This window comes from uncultured Algibacter sp. (genome assembly GCF_947490405.1).
In the GTDB taxonomy this organism is placed as follows: domain Bacteria; phylum Bacteroidota; class Bacteroidia; order Flavobacteriales; family Flavobacteriaceae; genus Algibacter_B.
This window is the reverse complement of the sequence record NZ_CANLGU010000001.1, coordinates 313,302-330,469: the sequence shown is the minus strand read 5'-3', so window position 1 is coordinate 330,469 and position 17,168 is coordinate 313,302. Positions and strand designations below refer to the sequence as shown.

Sequence of the window (17,168 nt, the reverse complement as noted above, 5' to 3'; positions counted from 1 at the left end):
TATTACGATTTAATACTATGAGATTCTAAATAATTTAAAGCATTAGGCCCTTCGTTAAAAAGTAAATCTAGTATGCTTAAATTAGGAATAAAACCATGTTTATTACTAAATACTTGTGTATAACTTTCAAACGCAAAAGGTGCTTCCTTTTTGGCATTGACTAAATACCGTAAATCAACTTTGTTTTCAATATTTTTTTGAAAGGTCTTCGTTTTTGAAGTATTGCATTCTAATTGTAAACAATCACAAAGCACTTCAAAACATTTCAAATTAAAATCTAACAAAAAATTTGCCTTTTGATGGAATACAGGTTGAAGTTCATCTTGATAATACTCAAAAAAAGGAGAGGTTCTATACGCTGAAAGTAAAGATTTCCAATGCTGATTTTGCCATTTCTCTTCATTAAAGATTCTAACTTCTTTATATTTCTGACGATTTTTTTGCGAATGAATAACTGGAATATTTAAACTTAGTTTTCCATTTGCTGCCAAAATGTAGGTTCGGTTTCTGTAGGTTTGTTTTAAGAAATTATCTTCCATTTCAAAAACCACTTCATTAGCATTTGCTATGGCAATATAATGTGCAATATTTGGAAAATATGTTGGATGAATTACCATTCCCATAAGCTAATTGTTAATGAATGTTTTGGCTTGTTTTGAAATACCACAAACATAATCAGAGATAATATGTAATGATTCAGCAAGATGGGAGCCACTAAAACCTTTTATATCTAAATACGTTATGTGTTGTTTATAAAAATTAAGGTATGTATTTGCTAAAGGCAGATAAGACCAATGCCAACATTCTAAATTATAACCGGTTCTTCCATTAGTCTTATTGGTGTAAACTTGATAGAAACCAAACTTATGAGCATTGTTAACTAACCAATTGTATTCCAATTTACCTGTACCTTTTTCAAAATAAGTATTGTTTAAACTATTTATATCAATATCAGTTCCCCAGTGATGTCTTGAAGACGATGGCATCGAACTGTACTCTAATATTTTTTTTGCTCTATCTATGGGTTTTAGATGCTTGTATGTTTTCCATTTACGTTCCCATATGGCTTTTTGTTCATCAAAATTCCGCGTTCCAGAAATAATTTTAAGAGAAATGTGCTCTATTTTTGCCTGTTCATACATTCTTTTAAAGGCTTGATATACTTCCTTATCTAGATAAATGGATTTGTTACTATGAATTGAAGCTACTTGTATAAAAGCGGGATGCTCTTTATAGCTAATACGGCCTAAAACAAAGTTTTTATTAAGTGTGTTCTCTTTCTGTGAGAAAGAAAATAATGGTATAAATACTAAAAATAAAAGCCCTTTAATGCCCATAAAATATGCTTAGTCTTTAAAAAGAAATTTAAGCAAAAAAATATTAAGTCTAGTTACTGGCTTTTTTACGTTTTCTAAATTTGTTAAATCCTATCCATCCAAATAACAATACTAAAAATGGTATAAGATAAGAGGTGGCTTTTCCTTTGCCACTTACTGTTGTAAAGAAACGTTCCCAACGTGGGTTTTTTAAGCCATCCCAACTCATCCAAATAAATACAGGTTTTCCAATAACATGATTAAAAGGCACAAATCCCCAACGTCTGGCATCAATTGAGTTGTGGCGGTTGTCACCCATCATCCAATAGTAGTTTTGCTTGAATGTATAGGTGTTTGCTAGCTCTCCATTAATTAAGATTTGGTTGCCCTTAACTTGTAATGTGTTGCCTTCGTATTCAGTAATTACACGTTTATAAAGTGGTAAAACGTCTAAATTAATATCAATTGTTTTTCCTTCTTCAGGAATATAAATGGGGCCGAAAAAATCAACATTCCAATTGTAATTTGGATCATGCGGAAATATATCTGGATCTCTTAGTCCTTTTTCTCGTTTGTTGGGTGTAATGCTAGCAACATTAGGATGATTTTTGAATTTTGCTAGAGCTTCATCTGAAATTGCTGAAAAATAATATGTGTTTTGAGCATTCATTATTCCAAAACCATCAGTAATATCATATCGATCTTTTACGAATTTAGGATTGAATTGATTGGTTTTTGGTTGTACTAAATAACTAAACTGTAAATGAGCTCTGTCTGGTAATTCGTTCTTTTTTCCATTTATATAAACATAACCATTTCTAACTTCAAGCGAATCTCCTGCAACACCAACACAACGTTTTACAAGATTGGTTTTCTTATCTATAGGCTTGTAATAGTTTCTGTCGGGTTTAAACTCGTTCATATCCCTTAGGGTATCTGCAGGCTGATTGAAAACGACAATCTCATTTCTATCAATTTTTTCAAACCCAGGAATACGTAAATAAGGCAGTTGTAGTTTGTTTTTCCAAGATGTTTTTCGTGTTTCAAAATCATCATTAAATAAATAAGACTTTTTATTTAATCCAGGGATAGTGTCATGTACCATAGGTGCGCCTACGGTAGTCATTGGAACTCTCGCGCCATAATGAAATTTACTAACAAACAGGAAATCTCCAACTAGCAATGATTTTTCTAGCGAAGAGGATGGGATAGTAAACGGTTGCATAAAGTAGGTGTGTACTATAGTTGCTGCAACAATAGCAAACAAAATAGAACTTAACCAATCGCCACCAGATGAATTTGGTTGTAAACTTCTATTTTCAATATAGTTTACATCGGCAACATAATTGAGGTAGTAGTTGTAAAAACCTAATGTTATAACAGCTAAAAAGGTGTCAACGGATGTGTTTTTGCCAAAACTTCTGGCAGTTTCAACCCAAACCACTGGAAACATAATAAGGTTTACAATAGGTAAGAATAATAAAATAATCCACCACCAAGGACGGTTTATAATTTTCATTAAAATAATGCCGTTGTACACAGGAACAAAAGCTTCCCAAGCTTGTTTGCCAGCTTTAATGTATAATTTCCAGGTTCCTAAACCATGAATTACTTGAATTATCAAAATGAAAATTAACCATTGTGTCCAAGTCATAATCTCAAAATTTTTATTTTATGTTAGTAACAACTCGTTGTTAGTTGTTACACTTTTATTGTAAATTAACCAATATTTAACACATCATTCATGGTAAATACACCTGTTTTTCCTGCAATCCATTCTGCCGCTACAACTGCACCTAATGCAAAACCTTGTCTGGTATGCGCAATATGCTCAATGTTTATGGTGTCTACCTCGCTTTCGTAGGCAACGGTGTGCGTGCCAGGTACATCCTCAATACGTTTAGCGGTTATTGGAATAGTGCTTTCACCATTTTCATCAAGTTTCCAATTATCATAACCTTCGTGCTGTTCAATAACGCCATTTGCTAATGAAATCGCTGTTCCGCTTGGAGCATCTAGTTTTTGAGTATGATGAATCTCTTCCATAGAAACATTATATTGCTTTAAGGCACTCATCATTTTAGCTAAAGTTTTATTCAACTCAAAAAAGATATTCACACCTAAACTATAATTAGAAGCATAGATAAATGCTCCTTTTTTTTCTTTACATAAAGTAACAGCATCATCATATTTATCCAACCAACCTGTAGTTCCAGATATTACAGGTACATTGTTGTTAATACAATTAGAAATGTTATTAAAAGCAACGTTTGGTATACTAAAATCTATAGCTACATCAGCTTTCGTAATATCATAGTCGTTATCGTCTTTATCAACCTTTAAAACAATATTATGTCCACGTTTTATGGCAATTTGCTCTATGGTTTTTCCCATTTTTCCATATCCGAGTAAAGCTATATTCATATATAAAGTATTGTATGTTTATACCCTAAATTGGGTTAAAATTTAAAATTTAAAGTTAGTCCCAAGTTACTTGAGGCGTCTATCTGGTTTAGTTCGTAATGTGGAGACAAAGATAGATTTTCATCAACATTATATTGTAATAAATGCGCATCAACATTGGCATCAATAATATTTAGGGCATATAAACCAATGGTTACTAATAAAGAAATTTCTTTGTTTCTTCGATAGAATTTTTGTGCATCTTCTAGTCGTTCGGTGGATACTCGTGGTGTTGTTAATGGATTGCCTTGAGAATCTAAAGAAAATTCATCGTCGTTAAAACCAGCAAGTCTACGTTTATATGCATCTCTGAATCTGTTGTACTCTTTGTTATTGTTAATGTAAAAGTAAACACCAGTACCAATAGCTCCGTATACAATAGGTATTTTCCAGTACTTTTTATTATATGCTTGCCCCAATCCTGGAAGGATAGCCGAATAAAATGCTGCTTTAGCTGGTGAAAGCGGGTTTATTGGTTTGCTAGGTTTAACGATAGAATCTATAACAACTTCCTTAGGAAGTTCTTTCTTTTGTTTTTTCTTCTTGTTTTGTGTAAATGAAGAGAAACAAAGTAAGCATGTTAGTATTCCTGTAAAAAGGAGTTTATTTGGAATCACCTTGAACTAATTTTTTAATACGATTAAAGTCTTCTTCTGAATGAAAAGGAATCGTGATTTTACCTTTCCCGTTTTTAGAGACTTTAACGTCAATTTTATGTCCAAAGTATTCAGAAAACGCAGTAATTCCCTTTTTAACAAATTTTGGAATCTCGTTGTCTTCTGATTTTTTTGAAGTTGATTCAGAGCTACCGGTTGTGTTGAAATCGCGAATAATATTTTCAGTTTCTCTTACAGAAAGCTTATCAGATAGTATTTTTTCGTAAATATCAAGCTGTGCGCTTTGGTTTTCAATAGCTATTAAAGCACGACCGTGCCCCATAGAAATAAAACCATCTCGCATACCTGTTTGGATGATAGGGTCTAATTTCAATAAGCGCAAGTAGTTTGCGATGGTAGAACGTTTTTTGCCTACGCGTTCACTCATTTGCTCTTGCGTTAAGTTTATCTCGTCAATTAAACGCTGGTATGATAATGCAATTTCAATTGGGTCTAAATCTTGGCGTTGAATATTTTCAACCAAAGCCATTTCTAAAGATTCCTGATCGTTAGCAATTCTAACATAAGCTGGAATTGTTTCTAAGTTCAAAGATTTTGAAGCTCTAAAACGACGTTCTCCAGAAACTAACTGATATTTATTTAAACCTAATTTTCTAACTGTTATAGGCTGTATGATGCCTAATTCTTTAATAGATGAGGCTAATTCTCGTAAAGATTCTTCGCTAAAATTTGTGCGGGGTTGAAATGGGTTAACTTCAATAAAATCAATATCCAATTCAATAATATTACCAATAACTTTATCAGCATTTTTGTCTTGAACCGATTGGATATCGTTACTGGGATCTTTTAAAAGTGCCGATAAACCTCTACCTAAAGCCTGTTTTTTTGTTGCCTTAGCCATAATTTAAGCGTTTTTATTGATAATTTCTTTTGCCAAACTTAAGTAATTGTTAGCACCTTTACTACTAGCATCGTAATTAATTATACTTTCTCCGTAACTAGGTGCTTCACTGAGTCTTACATTACGCTGAATGATAGTTTTAAATACCATATCGTTGAAGTGTTTTTGTACTTCTTCAACTACTTGATTGGATAAGCGTAAACGCGAATCATACATGGTAAGTAATAAGCCTTCAATATCCAATTCAGCATTGTGTATTTTTTGAACACTTTTTATGGTGTTTAAAAGTTTTCCAAGTCCTTCAAGGGCAAAGTATTCACATTGAATTGGTATGATTACGGCATCTGAAGCTGTTAAAGCGTTTAACGTGAGTAGACCTAGAGATGGTGCGCAGTCAATTAAAATATAGTCATAATCGTCTTTGATATCCGCGAGTGCTTTTTTAAGCATGTATTCTCGTTCGTCTTTATCAACAAGTTCTATTTCAATGGCTACCAGATCAATATGTGCTGGTATAATATCCAGATTTGGTGTTTCTGTTTTTATTATAGCTTCTTTAGCTTCGTTCGAGTGTTCTAAAAGTTGGTAGGTTCCTATGTCAACAGATTCTACATCAATTCCAATTCCAGAAGTTGCATTTGCTTGAGGGTCAGCATCTATAAGTAATACTTTTTTTTCTAGAACGCCCAGCGAAGCTGCTAAATTTACTGAGGTAGTTGTTTTACCTACACCCCCTTTTTGATTAGCAATTGCAATGATTTTACCCATTAGATGATTTGGTTTAATGAGTAACAAAAATACAATTATTTATGTGGAATAAAAGTGGAACTTGTTAACAAGATTGGAATCTTAAATGATTAGTAATAATCAAGATAAGATATTTGGGTTTTGCTAGTATTAATTCAAAATTTGTTCATAAATAGTATTGAAAATATTATTTCTTAATTTAGAATTACTTTCATTAATAAGAATGACTAATCCCCATTTTTTAGCTTGATTGTATGCAATTACTGAAGTTTGCCCAAGTGTATCACCTGTTTTGGCAAAAATAGTTTCATCTCCTATTTGGATAATATTTAAACCCAAACCAATTTCTATCTTATCATCTTTATAAAAACGTTGTTCAGTTATTGAAGTAGCAGACCTATTTGAATCATCGTATAGAAGATGTTTTAAATAGCTAATCATATCAGCAGAACTTGATTTAATTAATCCAGCAGGAGCAGTGATGTTCCATTTAAAAAGCTCTTGAGCACCACCATCCAAATTAAATCCAGAGGTCACATTTTCTACATCAAAATTTCTCGTAAAGGTGCGTTTCATTTGGATGGGTTTGATAATTTTTTCTGTTAAAATAAATTCATAGCTTTCTCCGTAAGCTTGTTCTAATATTTGGCCTAGTAGAATAAAACCAATTGTAGAATAACGATATTTTCCATAGTCTATTAATGTGTCACAATTGTTTATAAGATTTGCTACAGAGTCTTTGTTTATAACGCTAACAGGTTGTTGAGGATTTAATGCTATTAATTTCCTAAAATCAATATCTGGTAAACCTGATTGATGCGATGCCAAGTCTGAAATTTTGATTTTATTTTTGATATTTGTGTTTAACTCAAAAAAGGGAGGTAAATAATTGTCAATATAACTGTTGCTATTAAATTTTTTGTCTTTGATGGCTTGCGCAATTAAATTACCTGTAATTGCTTTTGTTATTGAAGCAATTTCAAAAACAGTATTCTCGTCAATTTTCTGGTTATCAGTTCTGTTGATAGTTCCTATATTACTGTAAATCACTTGGTCTTTATAGTATAAGCCTAAGCTTATTCCTGTGTTAGGATGTTCTTCATGAAGGTTGTTTAAGATTGAATCTATTTTTTTTGATATATTTTGTGCAAACATTGTTGTTGCAGAGAACATGATAATGGTTATTAGGTGTGTTTTTTTCATGACTATTTTTTTATAATTAATATATTAATTTGATCTTCTAATTTCTTCTTCGTTTCCAAAGTTTCTGAGTTTTTCGTTTACTTTCTTATTTCCAAAGCTATAACTTGCCGATAATCTTATAAATCTGTTATTATCATTTTGTGCATAAACTTGTTTTACGCTGTTTACTGTAGATTCAAAATTATTCAAGCTAGACCTGTTAAAAATATCTTTAACCAAGACGGCTACTTGTAGTTGTTTATTCAAGAATTGTTTGCTAATCCCTAAATCAATACTATGCATTTCACCTACACTAAATAATCCAGTTTTAAACGGTGAGCTGTAATAGGCATCCAGTTGTAGTTTAGTTGTTTTATTTAAATTAATCTTATTACTAGAGTTTGCATTAATCATAAATCCATTTTGTGGTGTTGCTCCAATATTTTCGGTAAAATTGGTTTTAGAACCCAAAAGCGTAACGCTATTCTGGCTTTCTAACCAAGATATTTTATTAAATAATAAGCTTTGTGTTATCCCAAAGTTATATTGTTTAAAGAAGTTTGCGCGTGTTGCAATTTGTGTGCTTGTTTCAACATCTGATGTAAAAATTATACTAGAGCCATCATCTCTTATGTTTAAAAAAGCATTGGTTGTGAAATTGTTCTTGTAGGTGTATTTAAAATCAAAATTATCAATAAATGAGGGTCTTAAAAAAGGATTTCCAACGCTGAATGTGTTACTGCTTATAACAGATCTAAAAGGGTTTAAGTCTCTAAATCTAGGTCTTTCAACTCGTTTGCCATAGCTTAAAGAAAAGCTATTGTTTTCATCCTTGTTATAACTAGCATAAAAAGAAGGGAATAGTTTGGAATACGAGTTGGTATTCGTTTCATTTAACTGAACAGAAACCCCTTTTGTTTTCGTGTTTTCAAATCGTAAACCTAATTGAATATCCCATTTTTCATTTATTTTTTTGGATCCATTTATGTAAAAAGCCTGAATGTTTTCTTCGTACTTAAATGTATTAGAGATGTTGGTGTCTAGAACAGGATTCCCTGAAATAGTGTTAAAAAACCTAATATCGCTATTGTTTTTAATGGTACTTAATTTTATTCCATAGGATAAATTAACAAACTCTAACGGTTGTTCTATATCTGTTTTAATACTATAGTTTTCTATTTTTTGATTTGAAAAAGTATTTGCAGCAGCATTGATTCCTTGAAATTCTCGACTAGGTAGAAAACTATTTGTTATAAACCCTCTGTCTTGATCTGAGTCATAAGAAAAATAATCCAAATCAAAAGAAATATTTGTTCCTAAAGAGTCTAATTTACTATTTGAGTGTAAATTAATCAAATGGCTATTAACTTTAGATTGGTTGTTTCCATTATTAATCAGAAGCGAGTCTAAAGTATTTGAAGTGTTAACTATTCGTGAGGTACTTTTATCAATCATATTAGGGCTTTTAGAATTCCCCAAATATTGAATACCAATTGTTGTTTTTTTACTAATATTATAATCTAGCAACATTTGAGCAGAAAGGTTGTCTTCACCATCTTTACTGTCAATATCAATGTCCCAGTTGCTACTTGGATAAAATACTTGGAAATCTTCTGTGTTTCTTGAGTTTCCTTTTGTGCCATTTAAATTTAAAGACAGGCTTAGTTTATTTTTGTTATACAAAAAACTATTTCTTAATGAAATAAAGTTATAAGTATTAATATTGCTTATAATTGATGATGAGTTTTTCCAAGAGTTTAGTTTACCTTTCTTTAAAATAATATTAATTAACCCGCCATTACCAGCAGCTTCATATTTTGCAGGAGGAGAAGTGATAACTTCAATTTTTTTAATATCGCTAGCTGCAATAGCACTTAAATAGCTAGATAAATCCTCGGCCGAAAGTTGTAATAAACGTCCGTTAATCATTACTCTAGACTCCCCTCGTCCTAATAAACTAATACTGTTGTTTTGTACGCTCAAACCAGGAGCAATACTCAAAGCGTCAAGAGCGTCTCCTCCAATGGCTGTTACGCTATTTTCAACATTAAAAACTAAACGATCTGGTTTTTGTTCGATGAGTTTCTTTTTTTGTGTAATCACAATTTCATCAAGTGTGTTATCAGCTTTAAGAACAATAGTTCCTAAGTCTAAGTTTTCAGTAAGCTTTATTTCTTTTACAAAATTAGAATACCCCATAAAGCTTATAGTTAAATTATAAATTCCAGAATCAGTTTGTAAATTGAAATTCCCATCGTCATCTGAAATACCTCCAGTAACAATGTCACCGTTTAATCTAGTTAAAACTACATTGGCCCATGCTATGGATTGAGAATGATCAATTATTTTTCCTTTTATATTAATTTGAGAAATGAGTAATGTAGGAAGTAGTAACAGTGTTAATATGGTTAAACGTTTCATCGTGTGTTTTTGTTTTTAGATTGATACTTGTTTTATTTGAAGCAAATATCATCCAGTAATGAGTAGTACACGACCGATTGTTAAAAGTCGAACGCATTTTTGAAATATAAATGCGTTCGACTTTGTTTAATGAAACGTTCGACTTTTTACAAAGCCCTGTGTTTATTGGGATTTTCGGAAGGCGGTAGGTGTTTGTCCTGTGTGTTTTTTAAAGGCAGTATTGAATGAGGATTTTGAATTAAAACCAACTTCATATAATACTTCAAGAACTGTTAGCTTAGTTTCGGTATTATTTTTAAAAATAGATTTGGCTTTTTCAACGCGATATCCATTTACAAAATCGAAAAAGTGTTGCCCGAGTTCTTGATTAATCAAGACAGATAATTCGCGATGAGGAATATTAATTTTCTCTGAAAGACTTTTTACAGTTAATGAAGGATCTAAAAAAGGCTCCTTTTCATTCATAAAAGTTTTTATATTTTTTATTAGATTATCATTTTCTTTATTACCATCTTTTACTATTTCTTTGGAGAGGCGAAGGTTAACAGCAATGCCTCTAAATAATTTGGGGGATAAAAGTGCTTTGAATACTAACCAAAAACTAAAGAATAAACCAAATAAAAGCAAGATAATTCTGAAAATGTTTACAAAAGCCATATCAAATTCTCCTGAATCTCTAACTATAGCTTTTATAAACGTTAATAATTGTCCTATAAGAATAAAAATGATGAGTTGTTTTACCCAATGGTAATTATAAAAAGCATCTTTACTTGTGTAATTTTCTAACAATAGTTTTCGATATCTTAAGAGGTAATAGAGTTCTGCTACAATATAAATAACTTCGATAATTCTTCCAATCATTGAAATATAATAGGATTCTTTGGTTAGATGGAAGTTGGATATAAATCCAATTTGTGTTTCTTTTGATGCAAGAAAAAAATTAGGAAGTAAAATAATGATGTTAATTATCCAAGGAATTAAATGTACAGCGTGTTTAGGTTTTAATTTAAAATCTGAATAAATTACAGATAATATGTATAGAAATAGCAAAGGGTCTTTGAATGAAGAAATCTGAATCCTAAACATTTCAAGAATAGGAGGTAACTCAATAAAATTGTGATAAAAGAATACGCTAATGTCTACAGTAGTAATAATTAAGAAACCTGCAAGTAATTGATTACTAAGTTTTTTTGTAGTTTTAACACTTAAAAGAAATGCTGAGAAAAGTGAAAATAGTACGACTATTATAAAGCTAGTTATACCTATAATTGTTGTGTTATCCATTTAACTATAGGGCTTAAAATTTTTATTCCTCATCAATCAAAATTTCTAAAATTTTAATGGCTGCATCACTTATTTTTGTTCCAGGTCCAAAAACTGCTATGGCACCAGCATCAAATAAATATTGGTAGTCTTGTTTTGGGATTACACCACCAACAATAACTATAATATCATCACGTCTATAAGATTTTAGTGCTTCAATAACTTGGGGGACTAGTGTTTTATGACCTGCAGCTAAAGAGGATACGCCTAAAATATGAACATCATTTTCAACCGCTTGTTTAGCGGCTTCTTGTGGGGTTTGAAAAAGTGGACCAATATCAACATCAAAGCCAACATCTGCATAACCTGTTGCAACAACTTTTGCTCCTCGGTCATGGCCATCTTGTCCCATTTTAGCAATCATAATACGAGGGCGCCTACCATCTTGATCTGCAAAAATATCAGCTAATTTTTGAGCTCTTTTAAAGGATTTATCGTCTTTTATTTCTTTGCTGTACACGCCCGAAAATGATTTAATTTGTGCTTTATGTCTTCCAAATTCTGCTTCCAATGCGTCACTTATTTCTCCGAGTGTAGCACGTTGGCGAGCAGCTTCAACTGCTAAAGCTAATAAATTTTCTTGTCCTGTTCGGGCAGCCTTAGTTAATTTTAACAATGCTGAGTTTACTTTTTCGGGATTTCTTTCAGATTTTATTTTTTTTAATCGTTCTATTTGAGCGTTTTTAACAGTTTGGTTATCAACTTCTAAAGTGGTAATAGGGGCTTCTTCTTCAAGCCTATATTTATTTACGCCAACTATAATATCTTGACCAGAATCGATTCGGGCTTGTTTTCTAGCTGCTGCCTCTTCAATTCTTATCTTTGGGATACCCGCTTCTATAGCTTTTGTCATACCTCCTAAGTCTTCAACTTCTTCAATTAAAGACCATGCTTTTTCAGCGATGTCATGTGTTAACTTTTCAACATAGAAACTTCCAGCCCAAGGGTCAACCGTTTTTGTGATTTTAGTTTCTTCTTGCAGAAAAATTTGAGTATTTCTTGCAATTCTAGCTGAAAAATCAGTAGGTAAAGCTATGGCTTCATCTAAAGCGTTAGTGTGTAAGCTTTGAGTGCCACCAAATGCTGCTGCCGCGGCTTCAATAGTTGTTCTAGCTACATTATTAAAAGGGTCTTGTTCTGTTAAACTCCAACCAGATGTTTGGCAATGTGTTCTTAATGATAAGGATTTTTTATTTTTCGGGTTGAATTGTTTAACAATTTTTGCCCAGAGCATTCTTGCAGCTCGCATTTTAGCAATTTCCATAAAATGATTCATGCCAATAGCCCAGAAAAAAGATAAGCGAGGCGCAAAGGTGTCAATATCCATTCCAGTAGCTAAACCTTTTCTAATATACTCTAAGCCATTTGCAAGGGTGTATGCAAGTTCAATATCACAAGTTGCGCCTGCTTCTTGCATGTGATACCCTGAAATACTTATGCTATTAAATTTTGGCATGTTTTTACTGGTATACTCAAAAATATCAGAAATGATTTTCATTGAAGGTTTAGGCGGATAGATATATGTGTTTCTAACCATAAATTCCTTTAATATATCATTTTGAATGGTTCCAGCTAGTTGTTCAGGTTTTACGTCTTGTTCTTGAGCAGCTACAATATAAAAAGCCATTATTGGTAAAACGGCACCATTCATAGTCATGGAAACAGACATTTTATCTAGTGGAATCTGGTCAAAGAGTATTTTCATGTCTTCAACAGAATCAATAGCTACACCAGCTTTACCAACATCCCCAACCACCCGTTCGTGGTCTGAATCATAACCTCTATGTGTGGCTAAATCAAAAGCTACAGATAATCCTTTTTGTCCTGCGGCTAAGTTTCTTCTGTAAAAAGCATTACTTTCTTCAGCAGTAGAAAAACCCGCGTACTGACGAATAGTCCAAGGTCTTTGCACATACATGGTGCTATATGGACCGCGAAGATTAGGTGTAATGCCTGCAACAAAATTAAGGTGCTCTAAATCTTCAATATCCTCTTTTGAATAGGTAGACTTAATATCAATACCTTCAGCAGTTTTAAAATTCGAAGTCTTTAGTTTCGAGTTTTTACCTCCTGATTTGAGTTTGATATGTTGAAGATTTTTTCTTTTCATTATAAAATCATTTTTTGAAGAAAAGGATCAAAATCAACATCAAAACCAGTGTGCAATTGTAAAAAAACTGTTTTTTTATTGGATGTTAGTATATAAGAAGAATTGTAAGTTGAAAGACTCTTTTTAGTGTCATCAATTCTGTGAATAGCTTTAAAGATTTGAGTGGTTTTATTAGAATTATATTTTGCAGTTATTTTAGTGAATTCCAAATCAGTTTTACTGGCAATTTTCTTATGATTCATGGAGATTATTCCTAAAATATATTGCGCATCTCCCCTGTATAGGGGTGTGTAAGGTAATGTGTTTATAGTATAAGTTGAGCGTGTCTCTTCATCAAAAAAGATATAAAAATTCCCTTCCATTTCTCTGAGGACATGTAAGCGTTTAATTTCTAAATCGTAATTCTTTTTTGTAGCCAAAGAATCTAATAATTGTTGGTAACCGACAGAAGAGTATTTTTTAAAACTTTGTGGTAAAAAAATTTTTATACCATCATCGCTCAAAAAATGATAATGCCCCTTAATATCTTCAATGTTACTTATCTCAATCCAATTTTTAACCTCAGAGGCTACTGAGTTTAAACATGAAGTTAAACTCAGTAGTATGATACTCGTATAAAAATATATTTTGATTTTTATCATTAAGCTCTAGTGGTTGTGTCCAGCATGAGGATCTTCCATTTGTTTAGGGGGTAATTTATTAAAATCTACTTTTTGCTCAGGTTTGTTAAAATTCACTTTACTAAAATCGACATCAAACATTTTGGCATAATACAAATCTAAAGCAATGTACATGGCTAAATTTTTATCGTTTAGTGCATATCTGTATTTTGTAGTTAAAGGTGCTCCAAATAGTTTTGGACTCATACTATTGGTTGATAATAGGGCGCCAAGTGTGGTTTTTAAGGACTTATCTTTTATTCCATTTGAAATACAGTTCATTGCGGTTCCGTTGTAGTTTAAATGACTTTTTGTATTGTTTGCATCCCATAAATCATTTTCATTTTTTAAAGCTTCAAAAATACTTACAGTATGTTTCGAAACCATATCTTCTAATTTTAATCTTCCAAATACTGAGTTTCTTATAATTTGAGAGTAAGCTTGGTCTAATCGATAATTTTGACTTTTTCCTTTGTAATGTTTAGTGATATCATCCTCAAAACTGTAAAGCGCTTCGTTGAGTAATTTGCTATTTATACCTTCACAAGTAAAGGCTACTGGTTTGTCGGTGTATTTATAATCTGAAAAATGAGACTCTTTTTTACAACTAAATACAGTAAAAATTAATAAAAATACGATGCTGGTAAGTTTTAAATTCATTTTAATTTTCATTTTTTAATCGTTTTTGTTCTAAATGTTCTGATAATCTTTGTTCTATTATAGGTTCAATTAATGTTTTTCTAGGGTTTGTTTTTATGAATGGATAAATTTCTAATTCATGCTTCATTTTATCGTTAGGGTTTGGGTATTTGTTAGTTCCTAATAAAATTTCTTCACCATTTTCAAATTGTCTTCTTTCAATTGAGGCACTTTCTTTAATTTTTCTTTGGATAGTACCTGCTTTTAATTGCTTTAAAAACCCGCCATTATTTTCAATGTTTTTAAATAATTCTAAGGCTTTTTCAGAGAGTTGATTTGTAATGCTTTCTATGTAATAAGAACCATCAGTTGGGTTGTTAACCATGTTGAAATAACTTTCGTGCTTCAAAATTAACAACTGGTTTCTAGCAATACGCTCTCCAAATTCATTAGTTTTATGGTATACAGCATCATAAGCTAAATTGCAAATGGTATTAGCGCCACCCAATACGGCACTCATACATTCACTTGTCGTTCTGAGCATATTTGTATTATAATCATAAAGAGTTTTATTGCGTTTAGTGGGCTTTGCAATAATATGGCAATTTGGATTTATTTTGTATTCTGTAGCTAGTGTTTTCCATAAGTATCGTAAGGCGCGTAATTTTGCAATTTCAAAAAAGTAGTTTGTACCTATTGAAACTTTAAATGTAACTTTTAAAGTTGGTAAATTAACTTCTTCTGGTTCTAATGTGTTTAAGTATTCGTTAGCATGCGCTAAGGTGTAAGCCAATTGTTGCACCATATTAGCACCAGCATTTTGATATAAGCTTGAGTCTATGCTAAATGATGAGGTTTTTTTAACAATGGATCTAAATAAAGTAAGATCATCATTGAAATTATTAAACCAGTTTCCTGATTTTGAAAGATGATTAATGACATCCGTAAATACTATTGCTTTAGAGATTTCAGTAAAAATTTTATTTATATATTCTTCTGAAAGAAATTGTAATTCAAAATAAAAAAGCGTGTTTTCAATATTGAGATTTTTTGTTAAATCTTTAATAGAAATAGTACCTGAAGGGATAATGAAAATGATACTTTCAGCTCCTCTTTCAACAATATCAATAGCCTTGAGGTTAGATTTTTTAACATCAGCAACAAAAATATCTTGACAGATTTTCCATTGCGTTGATTTAGTGTTAGAAATATTATTTAGTGATTCAAAATCATCTGCATGATAAAAGGGTTTAACATTAATACCTTCATTGGTTTTCCAAATTAAAGTATCGTTGTAATTAGCACCTTTTAAATCGAACTGTATTTTTTGTTTCCATTGTTTCGCAGATACAGAATCAAAGTCCTCAAACAATTTGTTACTCATTGTTTTTTGTTTTTAAACTATCTTCATATTCAATAATATAAATTTCTTCATTTTCGCGCTTCATGTAATATTCTTCTCTAGCAAATTTTTCTAAACCTTCCTTTGTGCTTAGCTTTTTAAGATCTTTTTTGTCTTTTTCAATTTCTTTCTTGTAATACTCTTTTTCATTTTCTAAATCTTCAATTTCAGTATTAAGCTCATGATGAATTAACCAAGAATTGGCATCAAAAAACAACATCCAAATAGCAAATACAGCTAAAATTAGAATAAAAATATTTTTAAAGGGTTTTAAGTATTTGTTTTTTGGTAATGCCATATTATAATTTCTCATTAATGATGGTGCGCACAATATCAATGGCTACCGTGTTATAATGGTTGTTTGGTATAATAATATCTGCATACTCTTTCATGGGTTCTATAAACTGATCATGCATTGGTTTTAAGGTGGTTTTATAACGCGTTAATACTTCATCTAAATCCCTACCACGTTCTGAAATATCACGCTTCAATCGTCTAATCAAACGCTCGTCGCTATCCGCATGTACAAAAATTTTAATATCAAACATATCCCGAAGTTCAGGGTTGGTAAGTATTAAAATACCTTCTACAATCATTACCTTTCTAGGATGCGTTAAAATGGTATCACCAGTTCTATTATGTTTAACGAAGGAGTATACGGGTTGGTGTATAGGTTCGTTACTTTTTAATGCTTTAAGGTGTACTGCCAGTAAATCAAAATCGATACTCCTTGGGTGATCAAAATTAATTTTTACTCGTTCATCATAGCTTAAATGCGAGGTGTCCTTGTAATATGAATCTTGAGATATAACACTTACTTCACCTTCGGGAAGCTCTTTTAAAAGCTGATTTACCACAGTAGTTTTACCGCATCCTGTGCCTCCTGCAATTCCGATTACTAACATAGTGTTTTGGGTTTGTTTCTCCTAAAAACAAATTTAGTAAATGTAAAATGATAAGGTGTGGATTGAGACTATTTTTTTGAATTAGCAACTTTTTGGTAGTTATAAAGCCATTTATAGAATTAATTATACTTTTTATTTAGTAATGCAGGCTTTTGAGCTTTAGAAGTGTTTTAGTAATTAATGCTATCGTTTGTAATACTTAAATCATCAATAAAAGGTTAGACTAATGCTGCTAAATACTAAGCAAAGACATTGTTTTTTTTCACTAGCCGAAATTAGAAGTTTACTAAAACATGTAAAAATTTGAAAAACTAAATTTTTCTTAGAAAAATACTTTAAAAACTGGTTTAAAGGAGTATATTTGCATCCGCTTAGATAACTATTTCGGGGTGTAGCGTAGCCCGGTTATCGCGCCGCGTTTGGGACGCGGAGGTCGCAGGTTCGAATCCTGCCACCCCGACTAAAAGACTTTTCATTTTTATG

The 17,168-nt window shown here is 31.6% G+C and carries 16 protein-coding genes and 1 tRNA gene; 1 reads left to right on the top strand and 16 read right to left on the bottom strand.

Annotated elements, in window-relative coordinates:
* Positions 1 to 2: 2 nt before the first annotated feature.
* The 16 genes from Q0772_RS01145 to udk form a co-directional block, all read right to left on the bottom strand.
* Positions 3 to 623 (bottom strand): WbqC family protein, encoded by a 621-nt coding sequence (locus tag Q0772_RS01145; protein ID WP_298339039.1) that lies wholly within the window; start codon positions 621 to 623, stop codon positions 3 to 5.
* Between the two features lie 3 nt (positions 624 to 626).
* Positions 627 to 1,337: a M15 family metallopeptidase gene (locus Q0772_RS01140; RefSeq protein WP_298339036.1), complete on the bottom strand. Its 711-nt coding sequence runs from the start codon at positions 1,335 to 1,337 to the stop codon at positions 627 to 629.
* A gap of 49 nt (positions 1,338 to 1,386) precedes the next feature.
* Entirely contained in the window at positions 1,387 to 2,970 is a 1,584-nt protein-coding gene (gene lepB, locus Q0772_RS01135; RefSeq protein WP_298339034.1) for a signal peptidase I, read from the bottom strand.
* 65 nt (positions 2,971 to 3,035) lie between these two features.
* Complete coding sequence (dapB, locus tag Q0772_RS01130) at positions 3,036 to 3,740, bottom strand: 4-hydroxy-tetrahydrodipicolinate reductase (RefSeq protein ID WP_298339030.1); 705 nt, start codon at positions 3,738 to 3,740, stop codon at positions 3,036 to 3,038.
* A gap of 35 nt (positions 3,741 to 3,775) precedes the next feature.
* Positions 3,776 to 4,393 carry a DUF5683 domain-containing protein gene (locus Q0772_RS01125; protein WP_298340589.1) on the bottom strand — a complete coding sequence of 206 codons (618 nt, stop codon included), beginning with the start codon at positions 4,391 to 4,393 and terminating at the stop codon, positions 3,776 to 3,778.
* Positions 4,383 to 5,297 (bottom strand): ParB/RepB/Spo0J family partition protein, encoded by a 915-nt coding sequence (locus Q0772_RS01120; RefSeq protein ID WP_298339027.1) that lies wholly within the window; start codon positions 5,295 to 5,297, stop codon positions 4,383 to 4,385. Before Q0772_RS01120 ends, Q0772_RS01125 begins: the two co-directional genes overlap by 11 nt.
* Positions 5,298 to 5,300: 3 nt before the next feature.
* Entirely contained in the window at positions 5,301 to 6,065 is a 765-nt protein-coding gene (locus Q0772_RS01115; protein WP_298339024.1) for an AAA family ATPase, read from the bottom strand.
* Positions 6,066 to 6,194: 129 nt separating this feature from the next.
* A complete protein-coding gene (locus Q0772_RS01110) occupies positions 6,195 to 7,247 on the bottom strand; it encodes a serine hydrolase domain-containing protein (protein WP_298339021.1) in 1,053 nt (350 codons plus the stop codon).
* Between the two features lie 24 nt (positions 7,248 to 7,271).
* On the bottom strand, positions 7,272 to 9,647 hold the full coding sequence (locus Q0772_RS01105) for an outer membrane beta-barrel family protein (RefSeq protein WP_298339019.1): 2,376 nt from the start codon (positions 9,645 to 9,647) through the stop codon (positions 7,272 to 7,274).
* Positions 9,648 to 9,809: 162 nt separating this feature from the next.
* Positions 9,810 to 10,931 (bottom strand): helix-turn-helix domain-containing protein, encoded by a 1,122-nt coding sequence (locus Q0772_RS01100; protein ID WP_298339016.1) that lies wholly within the window; start codon positions 10,929 to 10,931, stop codon positions 9,810 to 9,812.
* Between the two features lie 22 nt (positions 10,932 to 10,953).
* Positions 10,954 to 13,080 (bottom strand): methylmalonyl-CoA mutase, encoded by a 2,127-nt coding sequence (gene scpA, locus Q0772_RS01095; protein ID WP_298339013.1) that lies wholly within the window; start codon positions 13,078 to 13,080, stop codon positions 10,954 to 10,956.
* Positions 13,080 to 13,721, bottom strand: a complete 642-nt coding sequence (locus Q0772_RS01090; RefSeq protein ID WP_298339010.1) for a hypothetical protein — start codon at positions 13,719 to 13,721, stop codon at positions 13,080 to 13,082. Before Q0772_RS01090 ends, scpA begins: the two co-directional genes overlap by 1 nt.
* A gap of 6 nt (positions 13,722 to 13,727) precedes the next feature.
* The gene (locus Q0772_RS01085; RefSeq protein WP_298339008.1) at positions 13,728 to 14,411 is read right to left on the bottom strand and encodes a hypothetical protein; all 684 of its coding nucleotides are present in this window, start codon (positions 14,409 to 14,411) and stop codon (positions 13,728 to 13,730) included.
* The gene (locus tag Q0772_RS01080; protein WP_298339005.1) at positions 14,401 to 15,762 is read right to left on the bottom strand and encodes a methylmalonyl-CoA mutase subunit beta; all 1,362 of its coding nucleotides are present in this window, start codon (positions 15,760 to 15,762) and stop codon (positions 14,401 to 14,403) included. The genes Q0772_RS01085 and Q0772_RS01080 overlap by 11 nt, the downstream gene beginning before the upstream one ends.
* Positions 15,755 to 16,078 (bottom strand): septum formation initiator family protein, encoded by a 324-nt coding sequence (locus tag Q0772_RS01075; RefSeq protein ID WP_298339002.1) that lies wholly within the window; start codon positions 16,076 to 16,078, stop codon positions 15,755 to 15,757. The genes Q0772_RS01080 and Q0772_RS01075 overlap by 8 nt, the downstream gene beginning before the upstream one ends.
* 1 nt (position 16,079) lies before the next feature.
* Positions 16,080 to 16,685: a uridine kinase gene (udk, locus tag Q0772_RS01070; protein ID WP_298338999.1), complete on the bottom strand. Its 606-nt coding sequence runs from the start codon at positions 16,683 to 16,685 to the stop codon at positions 16,080 to 16,082.
* 385 nt (positions 16,686 to 17,070) lie between these two features.
* Here udk and Q0772_RS01065 point away from each other — a divergent pair.
* Positions 17,071 to 17,145 (top strand) — tRNA-Pro (locus tag Q0772_RS01065).
* Positions 17,146 to 17,168 lie beyond the last annotated feature (23 nt).